Genomic DNA, 17103 nt, shown 5'->3' on the forward strand with positions numbered 1-17103 from the left:
GAAAATAGAAAAAGCCCAGCATTTTCATGCTGGGCTTTTTTCTGAATCCTGGCGTCCCCACGGGGAATCGAACCCCGGCTACCGCCGTGAAAGGGCGGTGTTCTAACCGCTAAACTATAGGGACGTCTTGGTGCACCCGGAGCGATTCGAACGCCCGACCCTCTGGTTCGTAGCCAGATACTCTATCCAACTGAGCTACGGGTGCAGTTTCTGGCGGAGAAAGAGGGATTCGAACCCTCGATACAGGTTTAAGCCCGTATGCTTCCTTAGCAGGGAAGTGCCTTCGACCACTCGGCCATTTCTCCGTTCAGAGAGCGCCATATTAAATAGGGGCGCTCTTGCTGTCAAGCATAAATGCAAAATTATTTATGCCGCCTGGTCCAGGCCGAAAACCTTATGCAAAACGCGAACCGCCAGCTCCAGATATTTCTCGTCCACCAGCACCGAAACCTTGATTTCCGAAGTGGAGATCATCTGGATGTTGATGCCTTCTTCGGCCAGCGTGCGGAACATGGTGGAAGCGATGCCGCAGTGCGAACGCATGCCGACGCCGACGATGGAAATCTTGGCCACCTTGTCATCGGCATCGATCTTGGCCGCGCCGATATGGGTCTGCACCTCGCGCAGGATGGCAAGCGTGCGCTGGAACTCGCCGCGCGGCACGGTGAAGGAGAAATCGGTGGTGCCGTTTTCGCCGACATTCTGGATGATCATGTCCACTTCGATGTTGGCATCCGCGATCGGGCCCAGGATCTGGTAAGCGATGCCCGGCTTGTCCGGCACGCCCTTGACATTGATGCGGGCCTCGTTGCGATCGAATGCGATGCCTGCCACTACCGCCTTTTCCATGCTCTCATCTTCCTCAAACGTAATCAGGGTGCCCTCGCCTTCGTCTTCGAAGCTGGAGAGCACGCGCAAGCGTACCTTGTACTTGCCGGCGAACTCCACCGAGCGGATCTGCAATACCTTGGAGCCCAGCGACGCCATTTCGATCATCTCTTCGAAAGTGACCGTCTTCAGGCGGCGGGCCTCCGGCACCACGCGCGGATCGGTGGTGTAGACGCCGTCGACGTCGGTGTAGATCTGGCACTCGTCGGCCTTCAGCGCGGCGGCCAGCGCCACCGCCGAAGTATCGGAGCCGCCGCGGCCCAGCGTGGTGATGTTGCCTTCCTCATCCACGCCCTGGAAGCCGGCGACGATGACCACGCGGCCTTCCTTCAGGTCGGAACGCATCACCTCCTCGTCTATCGACTGGATGCGGGCCTTGGTGTGCGACTGATCGGTCACCACCTTCACCTGCCAGCCGCAATAGCTCTTGGCCGGCACGCCGATTTCCTTCAGCGCCATCGCCAACAGGCCGATGGTGACCTGTTCGCCGGTGGAAACGATCACGTCCAGCTCGCGCGGGTCCGGGTAATCCTGAATATCCTTGGCCAGGGCGATCAGGCGGTTGGTCTCGCCGCTCATCGCGGAAACCACCACCACCACATCATGCCCCTGGGCCTTCCATTTGGCGACGCGACGGGCCACATTCTTGATGCGCTCGGTTGTCCCGACCGAGGTGCCGCCGTACTTCTGTACGATGAGTGCCATACGTGCTTCTTGTTTCAAAATGGTTGAAATGTCGAGCTTCGATTCTGACCACAGAATGTCGATAAATGCAAGGCTGAATTGGCAAAGTCGAACATGCCGGCCCACGCCGCGCCTCGCATCCCCTGGCGCACGCCATCGCGCTAAGACAACTGGCTGGCTGTTTGCATCCCCTAAGCCTAAAGGCTACAAAACAGAGAGAGATCACGATCCGACTGACGGGACCCATGCATGACTGCCCCTGTTCAACCCTGGCGCTGGATCCGGCTGGAAATCGGCCTGGTCGTCAACGGGGGAATCCAGTACGCGCTGTTCATCGACCATCCCTTGTTCTGGCCGGCTCTCGGCCTTACCACCCTGCTGTTGCTGCTGTTGCTGCTGTGGCCGCGCAGCCTGCCCGCCGCCTCCCGCCCGCCGCCGCGCGACATCGGCTCGCAGGCGCAATACTGGCGCGATGTCGCCGGCCATGTTTACGCGCTATTGCCGCTGTGGGCCGGCCACATCGCCTTGGGGCGCGAACAGATAGACGAGGCCGCCGGCCGGCTGACCGGGCACTGCGACAATATGCTGCGCCAGCTTGGATACCAGGCGCCGGAGCCGGCGGATGCCGCCGCCGAGCAGAAAACGGCCGACGCCCCCCCGCTGGGCGCGCCAAGCGGCCTATCGCCGCCGGACAGGATGCTGATGCCCATGCTCAAGCAACTGCAGCAATCGGCCCTGCAACTGGAAGCGCTGGCTCAGGCGCGGGAAAACAGCCAGCCGGATGGGCAGATCGCCAGCCAGGTCGGCAATCTGCTGCGGCAGCTGGAAACGCTGGAGCGCGACTCCCAGCCTCCGCCCGGCCAGAAGCGCGACGGCAACGCGGCCGGCTTCGATCTGCGGGCCGCCGCCGAGGACACGCTGACCCAGTTGCAGTTCCAGGACCGGGTCAACCAGATCCTGTCCCACGTCCAGAACGATATCTGGCAGCTGGAAGCCATGTTGCACGAGGCGTTGAGCAGCGAGGACGAGCTGCCGGCCCCGCCGGATACCGAAGCCTGGCTCAGCGCGCTCAAAAGCAGCTACACCACGCACGAGCAGCGCGCGCTGCACAACCGGGACGGCGGCGACCGCCCTCCCGGGCCTAGCGACATCACCTTCTTCTGAATCACTGGGAACGCGGCAGATGGCCAAGACCATATTGATAGTCGACGACTCCACCACCTTGCGGCAGGTGGTGAGAATGACCTTGGCCGGCGCCGGCTATGAAGTGCTGGAGGCCGGAAACGGCAAGGAGGCACTGGACATCCTGGATGGGCGCAAAATCCATCTGATCATCTCCGACGTCAACATGCCGCTGCTGGACGGCATCGGCCTGCTCAAGCACATCAAGCAGCTGTCCAGCTACAAGTTCACCCCGGTGATCATGCTGACCACCGAGTCGGCCGAAGAGAAAAAGCGCGAAGGCAAGGAGGCCGGCGCCAAAGCCTGGGTGGTCAAGCCCTTCCAACCCCCGGTGCTGCTGACGGCGGTCGCCAAGCTGATCCTGCCCTGAGCGGGCGCCGCAGCCAGGAGCCGACATGCCGCTTGCGATCCGCGCCGGCCACGAGCAAACCATCTACCAGGCGGCCCAGTTGCGCGCGCAGTTGGCCGGCGCGCTGCGGGACGGCGCCGGCGTTACGCTGGACTTGTCGGCCGTGGAGGAGATCGACTGCGCCGGCGCCCAGGTCCTGCTATGGCTGCAGCGCGAAGGCATCCGCCTGGGACAGCCGGTGGCGCTGCTGTCGCCCAGCCGGGCCGTGCGCGACTTTGTCCAGCTGATGGGGCTGCAGCGCGAACTGCGGCTGGAGCCCTGACTAGAGGAGAGGCGATGGATCTGGAACAGGCGCTGCAAACCTTCCTGGAGGAATCGCGCGAACTGCTGGCCGACATGGAAAGCACCCTGCTGGACATCGAGGCCGAACATGCCGACGCCGAGCAGCTGAACGCGCTGTTCCGCGCCATGCACACCATCAAGGGCTCCGCCGGCCTGTTCGGCCTGGAGGAAATCGTCAATTTCACCCACCAGGCGGAAAACCTGCTGGATCAACTGCGCGACGGCCACCTGAGGCTGGACGACGAGCTGGTCGGCCTGCTGCTGCGCTGCCACGACCATGTGAAGCTGATGATACAGGCGCTGGCCGCCAAGCAGGATCTGACGGCGCTGCGCGACGAAGGCTTGCTGGCGGCGCTGCGGGACTACCTGGCGCATCCGCAGGCGCCGCCCGCGGCCGACTCTGCCGACATTGAGCCGCCGCCGGCGCCGGCCAGCAGCCGCTGGCTGCTATCGCTGCGTTTCGGCCCCGACGCGCTGCGCAACGGCCTCGATCCCTCGTCCTTCATCCGCTATCTGGCCTCGATAGGCCGGATCGAGCAGATCGAGGCCATCTGCTGCGCGCTGCCTGACGGCGACGCCTTCGACCCCGAATCCAACTATCTGCGGCTGGAGGCGCTGTATCACGGCGAGCAGGATGAGAAAAGCCTGCTGGACGTATTCGAATTCGCGCGCGAAGACAGCGCCATCCATCTCTGGCCGCTGGCGCTCGTCCAGCCCAGCCTGCCCGACGCCTGCGCGAACGCCGGCGCCGAAGAGACGGCGGCGGTGCGGCAGGCCTGGACGCGCTTCGGCGTTCTGGAGCCCATCGACGCGGCGGCTGACGCCCAGCCCGAACCGCCCGGCCATGCCCCGCTCCCGGCGGCCGCCGAAACCGCAGCGGACGGCGAAGCCCGCAGCGCCAAACCGGCGGAGAGCCGTTTCATCAAAGTGGAGGCCGGCAAGCTGGACAACCTGATCAATCTGATCGGCGAGCTGGTGATCGCCGGCGCGGCGGCCAACCTGATCGCCCGCCGCGCACAGCAAACGCCGCTGGTGGAGGCGACGCTGACCATCGCCAGCCTGATCGAGCAGATCCGCGCCGGCACGCTGTCGATGCGGATGGTGCAGATAGGCGAGATCTTCCAGCGCTTCCCGCGGGTGGTTCGCGATGTGTCGCGCGAGCTGGGCAAGGACATCCACCTGCACATCGTCGGCGCCGAAACCGAACTGGACAAGTCCATGGTGGAAAAACTGGGCGATCCCTTGCTGCACATCGTGCGCAACGCCATCGACCACGGCATAGAGGCCACCGATCTGCGCCAGGCCCACGGCAAGCCGGCCCAGGGCAACCTCTGGCTCAACGCCTATCACGAATCCGGCAGCGTGGTGATCGAGGTGGCCGACGACGGCGGCGGCCTGGACCGGCGGCGCATCCTGGCCAAGGCGCGCGAACGCGGCCTGCTGGGCCCGGACGACGAGCCGCCTGACAGCGCGGTGTTCCAGCAAATCTTCGCGGCGGGCTTCTCCACCGCGGAACAGGTGACCAATCTGTCCGGACGCGGCGTCGGCATGGACGTCGTCAGACGCAGCATCCAGCAGCTGCACGGCACGATAGACATCGACAGCGAGCCCGGCCGCGGCACCACCTTCCGCATCCGCCTGCCGCTGACGCTGGCCATCATCGACGGCTTCCTGGTGGAAGTGGCCGCCTCCACCTTCGTGCTGCCGCTGGAAGCGGTGGTGGAATGCATAGAACTGCCGGACGGCCTGCCTGCCAACGGCGTGCACGACTGGATCAATCTGCGCGGCGAGCTGCTGCCGCTGCTGCACCTGTCGTCCTTTTTCGAACTGCCCGCCAAGGCCGCGCCGCGCCGCAACGTGGTGGTGGTCCACTACGACGACCGCAAGGCGGGCCTGGTGGTGGATGCGCTGCAAGGCGAATTCCAGACCGTGATCAAACCGCTGGGCGCGTTGTTCAGCACGCTGAAGGCCATCAGCGGCTCCACCATACTGGGCAGCGGCGAGGTGGCGCTGATCCTGGACGTGCCGTCGCTGCTCCGCCATGCCTGCCGCAAGGAGGCTGAGCATTTTCCGCCGCCCGATGGCGCGGCGGCCCGCTCCCACGCCCCGCTGCCGGGAAACGCGCGATGACCGCCTTCTCCGGCATGCGCATCGCCACCCGGCAGGCGCTGGGCTACGGCGCCGTCATCCTGCTGATGCTGCTGTGCATCGCGGTGGCGCTGCAGGGTTTCGGCAATATCAACAGCGCCGTCCACAACATCACCCGGGTCAACAATGTCGAAGCCCGCCTCGCCCACCAACTGCTGGAGTCCAACCAGCTGGCGCGGCTCGAAATACGCAACGGCCTGCTGGCCAGCAACCGCGGCGAGCTGGAACGCGCCGGACGGAATCTGCAGGACGCGCTGCGCCGCTACCAGGAAGCCGAGCGGCAACTGGCGCAGATGTTCCAGCGCGAAGCCGGCACCAACGCGCGCGAGCGGGAGCTGATGGCCGCCATCCAGAACGGCAGCCGCGACGCCCATCAGGATTACCTGCAGGCGCTGGCGCTGGTCGGACAGCAGAAACCCCGCGACGCGCGCGCGCTGCTGGCCGGCAAGGGCGGCCGGCTGAACGAGCAGATCAGCGCGTTGGCCGATGTCGAAGACGGACTCAACGAGGAGCTGGCGCGGCAAAGCGCGGCCGCCTACCAGGCCAGCCGCGGCCGGATGCTGCTGCTGGCCGCGCTGGCGGTCGCCGCCAGCCTGCTGATCGCCGCCGCCATCCGCCGCAATCTGCTGCGCACGCTGGGCGGCGAGCCGCAGGCGGTGGCCGGCGTGATGCGCGAAGTGGCCAACGGCAACCTGCAGTGCGGCATCGCGCTGCGCCCCGACGATCAGACCAGCCTGGCCGCCTCCATCGCCCAAACCATCCAGACGCTGGGCGCCATCATCGGCGAGGTGAAGAACGGCTCGGAAAGCCTGTCCGTCGCCTCCCAGCACATCCACGCCACCTCGCAGATGCTGGCGCGCTCCGCCAGCGAGCAAGCCGCAGGCCTGGAGCAGACCTCGTCGTCGGTCGCGCAGATGTCGGCGTCGATCAACCAGACCAACGACAACGCCCGGCTGACGGAAAGCATGGCGGAAAAGGCGTCGCGGGAGGCCGGCCAGGGCGGCGAGGCGGTGCAGCAGACCATACGCGCGATGCGCGAGATCGCCGAGCGGATCGGCATCATCGACGACATCGCCTACCAAACCAACTTGCTGGCGCTGAACGCCGCCATCGAGGCCGCCCGCGCCGGCGAGCACGGCAAAGGCTTCGCGGTGGTGGCGGCCGAAGTTCGCAAGCTGGCCGAAAGCAGCCAGGTCGCGGCGCGGGAAATCGGCGCGCTGGCGCGCGACAGCGTGCTGCTGGTGGACGAAGCCGGCGGCCTGCTGGAAGAGATAGTCCGCTCCAGCCGCCGCACCTCGGACCTGGTGCAGGAAATCGCCGCCGCGTCCAACGAGCAGTCGGACGGCGTCGGCCAGATCAGCCTGGCGGTGCAGCAGCTGAACCAGACCACCCAGCAGAACGCCAGCGCCAGCGAGGAATTGGCCGCCACCGCCGAGGAAATGAACCGCCAGGCCGAAAACCTGCACGACCTGATCGGCTTCTTTCATCTGGGCGCCCTGCGCGCCGGCGTGGACGCGCGCGGGACGCCGGCGGCGCCGGAAGCCGCCGCGCGCGGCCGAATGCCATTCTGAACCGGCGGGAGACATCAATATGGCCGCACTCAATATCCTGCGCCGCGCCGATAGCGACGCCGCCGAAGCGGAAGCGGCGGAACTCCGGCAGTTCCTGACATTCCAGCTGGCGGGGGAAACCTTCGCCATCGGCATTTTGCGGATACGGGAAATCCTCGAATACATCCGGCCGACCTCGGTGCCGCTGATGCCGCCGTTCATCCGCGGCGTGATGAACCTGCGCGGCGCGGTGGTGCCGGTGATAGACCTGTCGCTGCGCTTCGCCCGCGACGAAACCGCGATCCACCGCCGCACCTGCATCGTCATCATGGAAGTGGAGCATGAGGAGCAGTGGCAGTTGATCGGCGTGCTGGTGGACGCCGTGCACGAGGTGCTGGCGATTCCCGACGACGCCATCGAGCCGCCGCCGCAGTTCGGCAGCAAGATCCGCGTCGACTTCATCGAGGGCATGGCCCGGCTGGACGACCACTTCGTGGTGCTGCTGAACGTGGACAAGGTGCTGTCGGTGCACGAGATGTCGCTGCTGTCGGAGCTGAGCCGGCAGGAAGAGGCGGAGGAGGAATGATGACGGCACGCCATGCGCGCCGGCAAACCGGCGACGGCCGCGGAGAATCCCGATGAAGCATTTCAGCATTCGACACCAGTTCATCCTGCTGACCACCGGCGTGCTGCTGGGCCTGGGCTGCCTGACCGCCACCGCCTGGCAGGGCTTGCGCACGGTGATGATCAACGGCGACATGTACCGCCAGGTGGTGCTTGGCAAGGACTTCATCAACGACCTGGATCCGCCGACGCTGGAGCTGCAAGCCAGCTTCCTGCTGGCCAACCAGCTGCGCGGCGCCATGGATCCATCCATCCGCCAGCAACTGCTCAACCAGATGCAGGCGCAACGCGCCGAATTCTACGACGGGCTGAAAAAATGGGAAGCCAATCCGTTGCCGGCCGAGATGCGCGCCACCCTGGCGCAAAAGGTGCAGCCCAGCGGCGACGCCTTCTTCCAGGAAGTGGACACCCGCTTCCTGCCGGCGCTGGACGCGCACGACCAACTGGCCATCAATCTGTCCTTCGACCGGCTGGCCGCCCAGTACGACCGCAACCATCAGACCATCCTGCCGCTGATCGAACAAACCAGCCGGATGCAACGGCAGATGGAGGACGAAGCGCAGCGCATCACCAGCCAGACCTTCGCCTGGCTGGCCGGCGTCAGCCTGACGGTGCTGTTGCTGCTGGCCGGCTTCCTGCTGCTGATCTACCGCCAGCTGATCCGCCGGCTGGGCGGCGAGCCCCGCGACGTGGCGCGCGCCACCCGCGAGGTGGCCGCGGGCCGGCTGGACATCGAGCTGGCGCCGGCGCCGGAAGGCAGCCTCAGCGAAGCGATACGGCTGATGTGCCTGCAATTGCGGGCGATCATCGGCGAAGTGAAGACCGCCTCCGACGGCGTGGCCAGCGCCGCGCAGCAGATCAGCTCCACCGCGCTGGCGCTGTCGCAGGGAGCCAGCTCTTCCGCCGCCGGCCTGGAGCAAAGCTCGGCCTCGATAGAGCAGGTATCGGCGTCGATCAACCAGACCAGCGACAACTCCCACACCACCGAAGCGATCGCCGAACAGGCCTCGGCTGAAGCCACCGAAGGCGGCCAGGCGGTGCAGCAGACGGTGCAGGCGATGCGCCAGATCGCCGACCGGGTGGGCATCATCGATGAAATCGCCTACCAGACCAACCTGTTGGCGCTGAACGCCGCCATCGAGGCCGCCCGCGCCGGCAAGCACGGCGCCGGCTTCGCGGTGGTGGCGGCCGAAGTGCGCAGGCTGGCCGAACGCAGCCAGGTGGCGGCGCAGGAAATAGGCGAGCTGGCCGAGCGCAGCGTCGCCGTGGCCGAGCACGCCGGGCGGCTGCTGAAGGAGATCGTCCGCTCCAGCGGCCGCACCGCCGACCTGGTGCAGGAGATCGCCGCCGCCACCAAGGAGCAGGCCGGCGGCATCGGCCAGATCAACCAGGCTATCCTGCACCTGAACCACTCCACCCAGCAGAACGCCGCCGCCAGCGAGGAGCTTGCCTCGACGGCCGAGGAAATGACCCAGCAGGCCAACCGGCTGCAGCAGGCAATGGATTTCTTCCGGCTGGCGGCCAGCACCGCCGCCCTGCCCGTTGCGGCCGCGCCCGCAGCCCGCGCAGACTCGGCGCCTCCGCCGGCCGAGCCTCCGGCCCACGATCAGGAACAGCTGGACGACATGTTCCGCTTTTGAAAGCCGCGCGCGGCGCGGGCGCACTGTACTAGATTGAAACATGTGAATGTCGCCGGCAGTCCGCCCGGCGCTGATTAAGGAAAGCCAAGACCATGGCATTGACTCCGCCGCTACCGGCGGCGGCGCCCGCGCCCGACAGCCGGCCAAGCGCAACGGCGGCCGCCGACGCCGCCGGCGACGCCATCTTCCTCCACCCAGGCGACTGGCACTTCGGCGGCCGCGGCACCCGCATCCGCACGCTGCTGGGTTCCTGCGTCTCCATCATCCTCTGGCATCCCCAGGCCCAGGTGGGCGGCATGTGCCACTACCTGCTGGCCCAGCGCACCAACCGCCGCGGCGAAGCCCTGTCCGGCCGCTACGGCGACGAGGCCATGCTGCTGCTGCTGCGCGAAATCCTGGCCTGCGGCCTGCCGCTGCAGGAGTTCCACGCCCGGCTGATAGGCGGCGCCTCGATGCTGATCAGCCGCGAACGCAAACTCACCCATGACGTGCCGGCGCGCAACATCAGCCTGGCGCGCGCCATGGTCAAGCAGCTTGGCCTGCGCCTGCAGGCGGAAGACCTGGGCGGCAACTGTCCGCGCCTGGTGTTGTTCGATGTCGCCAGCGGCAACGTCTGGATCAAGCAATCGCAAGAGGCCGAGCTGGAACTGGTTCCGCCCAAAAATACAAGGATGCGAACATGAGTATCAAGGTTCTGATCGTAGACGACTCCGCCGTGGTCCGGCAGGTGCTAAGCCAGGTGTTCACCGAGGCCAGCGGCATAGAGGTGATGGATGTCGCCAACGATCCCTACATGGCGATGGACAAGATGAAGCTGCGCTGGCCCGACGTGGTGGTGCTGGACGTGGAAATGCCGCGCATGGACGGCATCACCTTCCTCAAGCAGCTGATGAGCAGCCGCCCCACCCCGGTGGTGATCTGCTCGTCGCTGACGCAAAAGGGCACCGACATCAGCATGCAGGCGATGGCGGCGGGCGCGGTGGAGGTGATCGCCAAACCGACTTCCGGCGTCAAGGGCTTCCTGGAGGAAAGCTCGGCCCAGCTGGTGATGGCGGTGCGCAGCGCCGCCGCCGCGCGGATGAACCGGGTGCGGGTGATGCCGTCGGCCAGCGGCTCGCCCACGGCCGCGCCGTCCGGCTCCAATCCGCTGGAAACCCGTCCCAAGCTGTCGGCCGACGCCATCCTGTCCGCGCCCACCGGCAGCAATGTCTTCGCCACCACCGAGCGCATCATCGCCATCGGCACCTCCACCGGCGGCACCCAGGCGCTGGAAACCGTGCTGACCGAGCTGCCGCGCACCTGTCCCGGCCTCGCCATCGTCCAGCACATGCCGGAGAAATTCACCCGCTCCTTCGCCGAACGGCTGAACAGCCTGTCGCAGATAGAGGTGAAGGAAGCCAGCAACGGCGACCGGATCCTGCCCGGCCGCGCGCTGATCGCCCCCGGCGGCAAGCACATGATGGTCAAGCGCAGCGGCGCCTTCTACCAGGTGGAAGTCGTCGACGGCCCGCTGGTCAGCCGCCACAAGCCGTCGGTGGACGTGCTGTTCCGCTCCGCCGCCAAGTTCGCCGGCAAGAACGCGCTGGGCATCATCATGACCGGCATGGGCGACGACGGCGCCAAGGGCCTGAAGGAAATGCACGACTGCGGCGCCAAAACCATCGCCCAGGACGAAGAAAGCTGCGTGGTGTTCGGCATGCCCAAGGAAGCGATCAAGCTGGGCGCCGCCGACGAAGTGATGGCGCTGGACATGATAGCCAAGGCCATCTGCCGCTGATCGGGCCGCCCATGGAACTGGACGACATCCTGGTGATCGACGACAGCAAGGTGCAGCGCCAGCATGCGCTGGAACTGTGCCGCGCGCTGGGCGCCGCCAGCGTGCGCGAGGCCGCCGACGGCGGGCAAGGGCTGGCCATGATGCGGGAGCGCCTCCCCAGCCTGGTGCTGCTGGATCTGGAGATGCCCGGCATGGACGGCGTGCGGGTGATGCAGGGCATGGCCGCCTCCGGCCTGCACACGCCAGTGGTGGTCGCCTCCAGCAAGGACTACCTGCTGATTTCCACAGTGGAGATGATGGGCCGCGAGCTGGGCCTGCCGGTGCTGGGCGCGCTGCAAAAACCGCTGCGGCTGGATGCGCTGCGCGACCTGGCGCAAAGAGCCTGGACGCCGGATGCGCGGATGGACGGCCGCGAGTTCGCGCCGGCGGAGTTGCGCGCGGCACTGGACGCGGACCAGATCCGCCCCAGCTACCAGCCCAAGGTCGATCTGGCCGACGGCGCGCTCAAAGGCGCCGAGGTGCTGGCCAGTTGGCGGCACCCGCAACTGGGCGCAATCGACGCCGACAGCTTTCTGCCGGTCATAGAACAATCCGGCTGGGCCACCGAACTGACCATGCAGATGCTGACACAAGGCTTGGGGCAATGGCGGGAATGGGCGCGCCAGGGTCTGCGCCTGCCGCTGTCCCTCAATCTGGAGCCGCGCTCGCTGCAAGAGGATGGCCTGGTCGAGCAGATCGAGCGCATCATCGCCGACAGCCATGTGCCGGTCCGCTTCATCAGCTTCGAAGTGACGGAAACCGCGATCGCGGACAATCTGTCGCGGGCGATAGGCTGCGCCGTGCGCTTGCGCATGGCCGGAGTAGGCCTGGCGGTGGACAATTTCGGCACCGGCTTCGCCGCCATGCAGCAGCTGGAGCGCTTTCCATTCACCGAATTGAAAATCGACCCCTCGCTGGTGACCTCGATCGGCGGCAAACCCCATCTGCAAGCGGTGCTCAACAGCATCGTCGAGCTGGCGCGCCGGCTGAAGCTGGCGACGGTGGCCGAGGGCGTGCAAAGCCAGGAAGACTGCCAGTTGATGGCCGAGCGCGGCTGCCAGCTGGGCCAGGGCCGCTATTTCGCCGAAGCGCTGCCGCCGGACGAACTCCTGGACTGGAGCCGCGCCCGCACCGCCGCGGCGTCTAAATGAAAGCTCAGCAAGACCACAGCGGCGGCTCGTCCATCAGCGCGATCTGCTCTCGCAGCGCCAGGATCTGCTCCTCCCAATAGCGCTGGCCGCCAAACCACGGGAAGGCTGCCGGAAACGCGGGATCGTGCCAGCGCCGCGCCAGCCAGGCGCTGTAATGGATCAGCCGCAGCGTGCGCAGGCCTTCCAGCAAATAGAGCTCGCGCGTGTCGAACTCGCAGAAGTCTTCATAGCCGGCCAGCACCTCGGCCAGTTGCCGCGACTGCTCGGCGCGCTCGCCGGACAGCAGCATCCACAAGTCCTGCACCGCCGGCCCCATGCGGCTGTCGTCGAAATCGACGAAATGCGGGCCGGCGTCGGTCCACAGCAGGTTGCCGACATGGCAGTCGCCATGCAGGCGCAACTGGCTCGCCTGGCCCGCCCGCTCGAAGCAGCGCGCCACCCCTTCCAAGGCCTGCTCCAACACGCCGCGGTAGACATTGCCCAGCTCCGGCGGCAGCCATCCGCCCTGCAGCAGAAAGTCCGCCGGCTCGCGGCCGAAGCTTTGCTGGTCCAGCGTCGGGCGGCTGCGGTAATCCTCCACCCGTCCCAGCGCGTGGATGCGGCCGAGGAAACGGCCTATCCACTGCAAGGTGTCGTCGCGGTCCAGTTCCGGCACCCGGCCGCCGCGGCGCTCGAACAGCGCGAAACGGAAGCCGCCGTGTTCGTGCAGCGTGCGTCCCTGCAGCCGCAACGGCGGCACCGCCGGAATTTCGCGCTCGGCCAATTGCCAGGAGAAGGCGTGCTCCTCCAGGATGGCGTCGTCGCTCCAGCGCTGCGGCCGGTAAAACTTGGCCACCAGCGGCGCGCCGTCGTCGATGCCGACCTGGTAGACGCGGTTTTCATAGCTGTTCAAGGCCAGCAGGCTGCCGCTGGCGCGCAGGCCCAGGCTCTCGACCGCGTCGAGAATGGCGTCCGGCGTCAGCGCGGCGAAAGGGGGAGGCAAGGTGGTATCCATCCGCCGATTATACGCGCAACGAGGCCGGCGTTCAGCGCGGCAGATAAACCCGCAAACGCCCGCGCCATCTGCTAAGCCTAAAGTGAAAACCGTCGGCGCAGGAAAGGAAAGCCATGAAACCGCACCTCCCCCCTCTTTCCTTCCACCTCGATGGAGACCAGCTGCGGCACGGCTCCGAGCGTTGGGCCAACCTGACTTTGCAAGGCTGGCTGGTGCTGCTGGACCGCGGCGCCCGCCGCCAGGCCTGGCGGCGCCTGCTTGAACACCGGTTAAACACGCGGCAGCTGCTGCAAGGCTTCGCCTGCTGGCTGAGCGGCAGCTTGGTGCTGCTCGCGCTGGCCTACCTGCTCTATCTGGTTTCCACGCGCTGGTAATCCCCTTGTCCGGGCAGGGACTCTGCAGCTCATTCTCGTTTTCATTATCATTTACTTTTGCAATCAACTTTTAATGACCAATAGCGAAAATAATGAGAAAATGGCGGCTGTCCCCCCTAGACCGGAAGTCCGCGATGAAACACCCACACGCAACAGAAAGCGGAGACAGCGCTGAACGCCAGAAAACCGCGCGCGCCAGCACGCTGGTCAGCGTGGCGGTCAATGTGCTGCTGTCGGCATTGCAGATCATCGCCGGCGTCTGGGCCCATTCCTCCGCGCTGATAGCCGACGGCATCCACTCGCTGTCCGACCTGCTGTCCGACTTCGTCGTGCTGGTCGCCGGCCGCCACAGCGGCAAGGGTCCCGACCACGACCATCAGTACGGCCATCAGCGCTACGAAAACGCCGCCTCGCTGGCCCTGGGCCTGCTGCTGCTGGCCGTCGGCGCCGGCATGCTGTATTCGGCAGCCAACAAATTCATCCACCCCGCCGATATTCCGGCAGTCCACAGCCTGGCCTTGTGGATCGCCGCGCTGGCGCTGGTCGCCAAGGAAAGCCTGTTCCGCTACATGTTGGCCGCCGCGCAGAAAGTGCGCTCCAGCCTGCTGGTGGCCAATGCCTGGCATGCGCGCTCCGACGCCGCCTCCTCGCTGGTGGTGGCCGCCGGCGTGGCGGGCAATCTGCTGGGCTATCCGATACTGGATCCGGTGGCGGCGCTGGTGGTGGGCCTGCTGGTCGGCCGCATGGGTTGGCGCTTCGCCTGGGACGCGCTGAGCGACCTGATGGATCGCGCCGCCAGCGAGGACGACATCGCCGCCATTCGCGCCACCTTGCTCGCCACCCCGGGCATCGTCGGCATCCACGATTTGCGCACCCGCAAAATGGGAGACATGATCCTGGTCGACGTGCACCTGGAAGTGGACGGCAACATCAATGTCTACCAGGCCCACGCCATCACCGAAGAAGCGCAGCAGCGCGTGCTGCGCCAGCACCCTGTGCTGGACGTGATGACCCACGTCGACCCGGCCGAGCATTACCGCGACGGCAACATGCCCGTTGCCGGTTAAGCGCGCGCAGGCGCGATATTTCAGATAAAAGCAGCCGCCAAATAGCCTTGTCGGCTGCTTTTGTACGTAAATGAAGTTTTTACGTGCAACTTTTCCATAGTCGGCGTAGTCTACACATACTATGACGATACCATTTCAATCCATTCCGCGCTGGCTGCTGCACGCCCTGCTGTTGCTGCCGCTGCTGTGGCAGTTTGAAAACTACGCCGTCAGCCGCGCGCCGTTCAACGGCAACCCCCAGCCTGCCACCATCAGCACCTGGACCGAACACTGGCCGGCGGACACGCCTTTCCTGCTGGTGCAGGAAGTGCGCGACCAGCTGCGCCACGCCGACGCCAAACGCGATGCCGGCACGCCGGTGCGCGATGTCGCCGCCATGCCGCGCCCCAGCGACGCCAGCTGAGCGCCCCCCCGGTTTTGAATGCGAAATGCCGGCCACAGGCCGGCATTTTCTTTGCGCGCGCGGCTTACAGCGACGCGCTTGGCTGCGGGTGGCAGATCGGGCAGCCGGGATTGCTGCAGTGGATCGAACTATTGTGCACCAGCGCGCGCAGCCGGCTCAGCCTGTCGGCCTCGCCTTGCGCTCCCTGCTTGCCCTGCGCCAGGCTGGCGCTGCCGTGGCTGTCCAGCGTCGGCGCGCCCGCCGACATCGGCAGCGGCGAGGCCTGGCAAATCGCGCCGACTCCCAGCATCGCGCCCCCCGCGCCCAGCGCGGCGATCCATTTTCTTTTCATCGTCGACTCTCCTGTGCCGGCCATGGCGCCGGCAGGTCTCATCCCTGCAAGATTAGCGCAACGACAGCCAAAACAAACCCCGCCGGCGGCGGGGTTTGTTAACAAACTTAGCGGATGATTTCCACCTTGTAGCGCGGCGGCAACAACAATGCCGGAACCTCGCGCCGGGCCTTGCGGTTGCGCCTGGCGGGACGGGCCTGCTTCAGGCCTTCGCCATTGCCGGTTAGCGCCGGAACTTCGCGTTCGCGTTCGCGCATGGCTGCGGGCTCGCGGTCGCCGCCCTGTTCGCGTTCACGCGCGGCCGGCTTGGCGCGCGCAGGCGGCTGCGCCGGCATGAAGCTGTCCACGCTTTGCGGCGTCAGCGTCTGGCGGGTCAGCTTTTCGATCGCCTCGTGCTGGCGGGTTTCATCGGGGCTCATCAGCGAGATGGCCACGCCCTTGGCGCCGGCCCGGCCGGTGCGGCCGATGCGGTGCACGTAGTCTTCCGGGGAGTTCGGCATTTCGTAGTTGACCACGTAGGGCAGCTCGGAAATGTCGAGGCCGCGCGCCGCCACGTCGGTGGCGACCAGCACGCGCAGTTCGCCGTCCTTGAACGACGCCAGCGTCTCCAGGCGAGCGCCCTGCGTCTTGTCGCCGTGGATGGCCTCGGCATCCAGGCCATCGCGCTTCAGGTCGCGCGCCAGTTGGTCGGCGCTGATCTTGGTCTTGCAGAACACGATCACCTGACTCATGTCGCGCGCGCGGATCAGTTGCGCCAGCACCTGGCGCTTACGGAAGGCGTCCACCTTGAACACCAGCTGCTCCACCTGGTCGTTGGTGGCGTTCTGGCGCGCCACCTCGACCGTCTGCGGCGAATGCATGAAATCGGCGGCCAGACGCTTGATCTCCGGCGCGAACGTCGCCGAGAACAGCAGCGTCTGGCGCTCCTTGGGCAGCAGCCCCATGATCTTGCGGATATCCTGGATGAAGCCCATGTCCAGCATGCGGTCGGCCTCATCCAGCACCAGCACTTCCACCTTGCCCAGCTGCACGTTCTTCTGCTGGATGTGGTCGAGCAGGCGGCCTGGCGTCGCGATCAGGATTTCCACGCCGCGGCGCAGCTCCTGGGTTTGCGGATCCATATTCATGCCGCCGTAGACGGTGGTCGCGCGCAGCGGCAGATACTTGGTATAGCTTTTGACGTTCTCGCCGATCTGGTCGGCCAGCTCGCGGGTCGGCGAAATCACCAGCGCGCGCACCGGGTGCATCGCCGGCGACACGCTGGTATTGGCGAATTTCTTCAAGCGCTCCAGGATAGGCAGCATGAAGGCCGCGGTCTTGCCGGTGCCGGTCTGCGCGGCGGCCAGCAGGTCGCGGCCGGACAGCACCAGCGGGATTGCCTTCCCCTGGATCGGCGTCGGCTGGCTATAGCCCTGCTCTTCGATGGCGCGCAGGATTTCCGGCGACAGGCCGAGTTCGGAAAACAACATGTAACACACTCCTGCAATACGTAGGGGCACGTTGCGGTCTATCCGTCAACGCGCCCCGATGTTCATTAAGTAAACCGGCGGCAGATAAAAT

General features: G+C 66.2%; 17 protein-coding genes and 3 tRNA genes. 13 read left to right on the forward strand and 7 right to left on the reverse strand.

From position 1 onward, the window contains the following. Window positions 1–49: 49 nt before the first annotated feature. From MY55_RS15265 to MY55_RS15280, 4 genes are all read right to left on the reverse strand, one after another. Window positions 50–124: transfer RNA gene (locus tag MY55_RS15265), tRNA-Glu, on the reverse strand. 4 nt (window positions 125–128) lie between these two features. After that, window positions 129–205, reverse strand: a tRNA-Arg gene (locus MY55_RS15270). 6 nt (window positions 206–211) lie between these two features. Beyond that, window positions 212–305, reverse strand: a tRNA-Ser gene (locus MY55_RS15275). A gap of 61 nt (window positions 306–366) precedes the next feature. Then, window positions 367–1593, reverse strand: a complete 1227-nt coding sequence (locus MY55_RS15280) for an aspartate kinase (protein WP_043580405.1) — start codon at window positions 1591–1593, stop codon at window positions 367–369. A gap of 228 nt (window positions 1594–1821) precedes the next feature. Between MY55_RS15280 and MY55_RS15285 the strand changes: the two genes are divergently transcribed. From MY55_RS15285 to MY55_RS15330, 10 genes are all read left to right on the forward strand, one after another. Continuing rightward, window positions 1822–2736: a hypothetical protein gene (locus MY55_RS15285; RefSeq protein WP_065202631.1), complete on the forward strand. Its 915-nt coding sequence runs from the start codon at window positions 1822–1824 to the stop codon at window positions 2734–2736. 19 nt (window positions 2737–2755) lie between these two features. Continuing rightward, the gene (locus MY55_RS15290; protein WP_043580402.1) at window positions 2756–3124 is read left to right on the forward strand and encodes a response regulator; all 369 of its coding nucleotides are present in this window, start codon (window positions 2756–2758) and stop codon (window positions 3122–3124) included. 25 nt (window positions 3125–3149) lie between these two features. After that, on the forward strand, window positions 3150–3425 hold the full coding sequence (locus MY55_RS15295; protein WP_043580400.1) for an STAS domain-containing protein: 276 nt from the start codon (window positions 3150–3152) through the stop codon (window positions 3423–3425). 14 nt (window positions 3426–3439) lie between these two features. Beyond that, complete coding sequence (locus MY55_RS15300; RefSeq protein ID WP_043580398.1) at window positions 3440–5575, forward strand: chemotaxis protein CheA; 2136 nt, start codon at window positions 3440–3442, stop codon at window positions 5573–5575. After that, the gene (locus tag MY55_RS15305) at window positions 5572–7164 is read left to right on the forward strand and encodes a methyl-accepting chemotaxis protein (RefSeq protein WP_065202632.1); all 1593 of its coding nucleotides are present in this window, start codon (window positions 5572–5574) and stop codon (window positions 7162–7164) included. The genes MY55_RS15300 and MY55_RS15305 overlap by 4 nt, the downstream gene beginning before the upstream one ends. Window positions 7165–7183: 19 nt before the next feature. Beyond that, window positions 7184–7729 (forward strand): chemotaxis protein CheW, encoded by a 546-nt coding sequence (locus MY55_RS15310; protein WP_047236267.1) that lies wholly within the window; start codon window positions 7184–7186, stop codon window positions 7727–7729. A gap of 52 nt (window positions 7730–7781) precedes the next feature. After that, complete coding sequence (locus MY55_RS15315; RefSeq protein WP_065202633.1) at window positions 7782–9407, forward strand: methyl-accepting chemotaxis protein; 1626 nt, start codon at window positions 7782–7784, stop codon at window positions 9405–9407. 92 nt (window positions 9408–9499) lie between these two features. Further along, complete coding sequence (locus tag MY55_RS15320) at window positions 9500–10090, forward strand: chemotaxis protein CheD (protein WP_052258398.1); 591 nt, start codon at window positions 9500–9502, stop codon at window positions 10088–10090. Beyond that, window positions 10087–11184, forward strand: a complete 1098-nt coding sequence (locus MY55_RS15325; RefSeq protein ID WP_043580393.1) for a protein-glutamate methylesterase/protein-glutamine glutaminase — start codon at window positions 10087–10089, stop codon at window positions 11182–11184. Before MY55_RS15320 ends, MY55_RS15325 begins: the two co-directional genes overlap by 4 nt. Before the next feature lie 11 nt (window positions 11185–11195). Continuing rightward, entirely contained in the window at window positions 11196–12374 is a 1179-nt protein-coding gene (locus MY55_RS15330) for an EAL domain-containing response regulator (protein ID WP_047236268.1), read from the forward strand. 4 nt (window positions 12375–12378) lie between these two features. Here MY55_RS15330 and MY55_RS15335 read toward each other — a convergent pair whose 3' ends face one another. Further along, window positions 12379–13356, reverse strand: a complete 978-nt coding sequence (locus MY55_RS15335; RefSeq protein WP_230623445.1) for a serine/threonine protein kinase — start codon at window positions 13354–13356, stop codon at window positions 12379–12381. A gap of 125 nt (window positions 13357–13481) precedes the next feature. Here MY55_RS15335 and MY55_RS15340 point away from each other — a divergent pair, with 125 nt between their 5' ends. The 3 genes from MY55_RS15340 (at window position 13482) to MY55_RS15350 (ending at window position 15212) form a co-directional block, all read left to right on the forward strand. Next, window positions 13482–13742, forward strand: coding sequence for a hypothetical protein (locus tag MY55_RS15340; protein WP_047236269.1), 261 nt, complete (start codon window positions 13482–13484; stop codon window positions 13740–13742). Between the two features lie 134 nt (window positions 13743–13876). After that, complete coding sequence (locus MY55_RS15345; RefSeq protein WP_047236270.1) at window positions 13877–14809, forward strand: cation diffusion facilitator family transporter; 933 nt, start codon at window positions 13877–13879, stop codon at window positions 14807–14809. Window positions 14810–14930: 121 nt separating this feature from the next. Then, the gene (locus tag MY55_RS15350) at window positions 14931–15212 is read left to right on the forward strand and encodes a hypothetical protein (protein WP_047236271.1); all 282 of its coding nucleotides are present in this window, start codon (window positions 14931–14933) and stop codon (window positions 15210–15212) included. Between the two features lie 64 nt (window positions 15213–15276). On the opposite strand, the gene MY55_RS15355 is transcribed toward MY55_RS15350, so the two are convergent. Together MY55_RS15355 and MY55_RS15360 are read right to left on the reverse strand one after the other, a co-directional pair. Next, the gene (locus tag MY55_RS15355; protein ID WP_047236272.1) at window positions 15277–15543 is read right to left on the reverse strand and encodes a hypothetical protein; all 267 of its coding nucleotides are present in this window, start codon (window positions 15541–15543) and stop codon (window positions 15277–15279) included. A gap of 107 nt (window positions 15544–15650) precedes the next feature. Then, window positions 15651–17012, reverse strand: coding sequence for a DEAD/DEAH box helicase (locus tag MY55_RS15360; RefSeq protein WP_047236273.1), 1362 nt, complete (start codon window positions 17010–17012; stop codon window positions 15651–15653). Window positions 17013–17103 lie beyond the last annotated feature (91 nt).

The organism is Chromobacterium subtsugae (assembly GCF_001676875.1).
Classification (GTDB): Bacteria; Pseudomonadota; Gammaproteobacteria; order Burkholderiales; family Chromobacteriaceae; genus Chromobacterium; species Chromobacterium subtsugae.

Coding starts and splice junctions, on each gene's coding strand:
- MY55_RS15280 (WP_043580405.1), bottom strand. CDS start 1,593: ATGGCACTCATCGTACAGAAGTACGGCGGCACCTCGGTCGGGACAACC.
- MY55_RS15285 (WP_065202631.1), top strand. CDS start 1,822: ATGACTGCCCCTGTTCAACCCTGGCGCTGGATCCGGCTGGAAATCGGC.
- MY55_RS15290 (WP_043580402.1), top strand. CDS start 2,756: ATGGCCAAGACCATATTGATAGTCGACGACTCCACCACCTTGCGGCAG.
- MY55_RS15295 (WP_043580400.1), top strand. CDS start 3,150: ATGCCGCTTGCGATCCGCGCCGGCCACGAGCAAACCATCTACCAGGCG.
- MY55_RS15300 (WP_043580398.1), top strand. CDS start 3,440: ATGGATCTGGAACAGGCGCTGCAAACCTTCCTGGAGGAATCGCGCGAA.
- MY55_RS15305 (WP_065202632.1), top strand. CDS start 5,572: ATGACCGCCTTCTCCGGCATGCGCATCGCCACCCGGCAGGCGCTGGGC.
- MY55_RS15310 (WP_047236267.1), top strand. CDS start 7,184: ATGGCCGCACTCAATATCCTGCGCCGCGCCGATAGCGACGCCGCCGAA.
- MY55_RS15315 (WP_065202633.1), top strand. CDS start 7,782: ATGAAGCATTTCAGCATTCGACACCAGTTCATCCTGCTGACCACCGGC.
- MY55_RS15320 (WP_052258398.1), top strand. CDS start 9,500: ATGGCATTGACTCCGCCGCTACCGGCGGCGGCGCCCGCGCCCGACAGC.
- MY55_RS15325 (WP_043580393.1), top strand. CDS start 10,087: ATGAGTATCAAGGTTCTGATCGTAGACGACTCCGCCGTGGTCCGGCAG.
- MY55_RS15330 (WP_047236268.1), top strand. CDS start 11,196: ATGGAACTGGACGACATCCTGGTGATCGACGACAGCAAGGTGCAGCGC.
- MY55_RS15340 (WP_047236269.1), top strand. CDS start 13,482: ATGAAACCGCACCTCCCCCCTCTTTCCTTCCACCTCGATGGAGACCAG.
- MY55_RS15345 (WP_047236270.1), top strand. CDS start 13,877: ATGAAACACCCACACGCAACAGAAAGCGGAGACAGCGCTGAACGCCAG.
- MY55_RS15350 (WP_047236271.1), top strand. CDS start 14,931: ATGACGATACCATTTCAATCCATTCCGCGCTGGCTGCTGCACGCCCTG.
- MY55_RS15355 (WP_047236272.1), bottom strand. CDS start 15,543: ATGAAAAGAAAATGGATCGCCGCGCTGGGCGCGGGGGGCGCGATGCTG.
- MY55_RS15360 (WP_047236273.1), bottom strand. CDS start 17,012: ATGTTGTTTTCCGAACTCGGCCTGTCGCCGGAAATCCTGCGCGCCATC.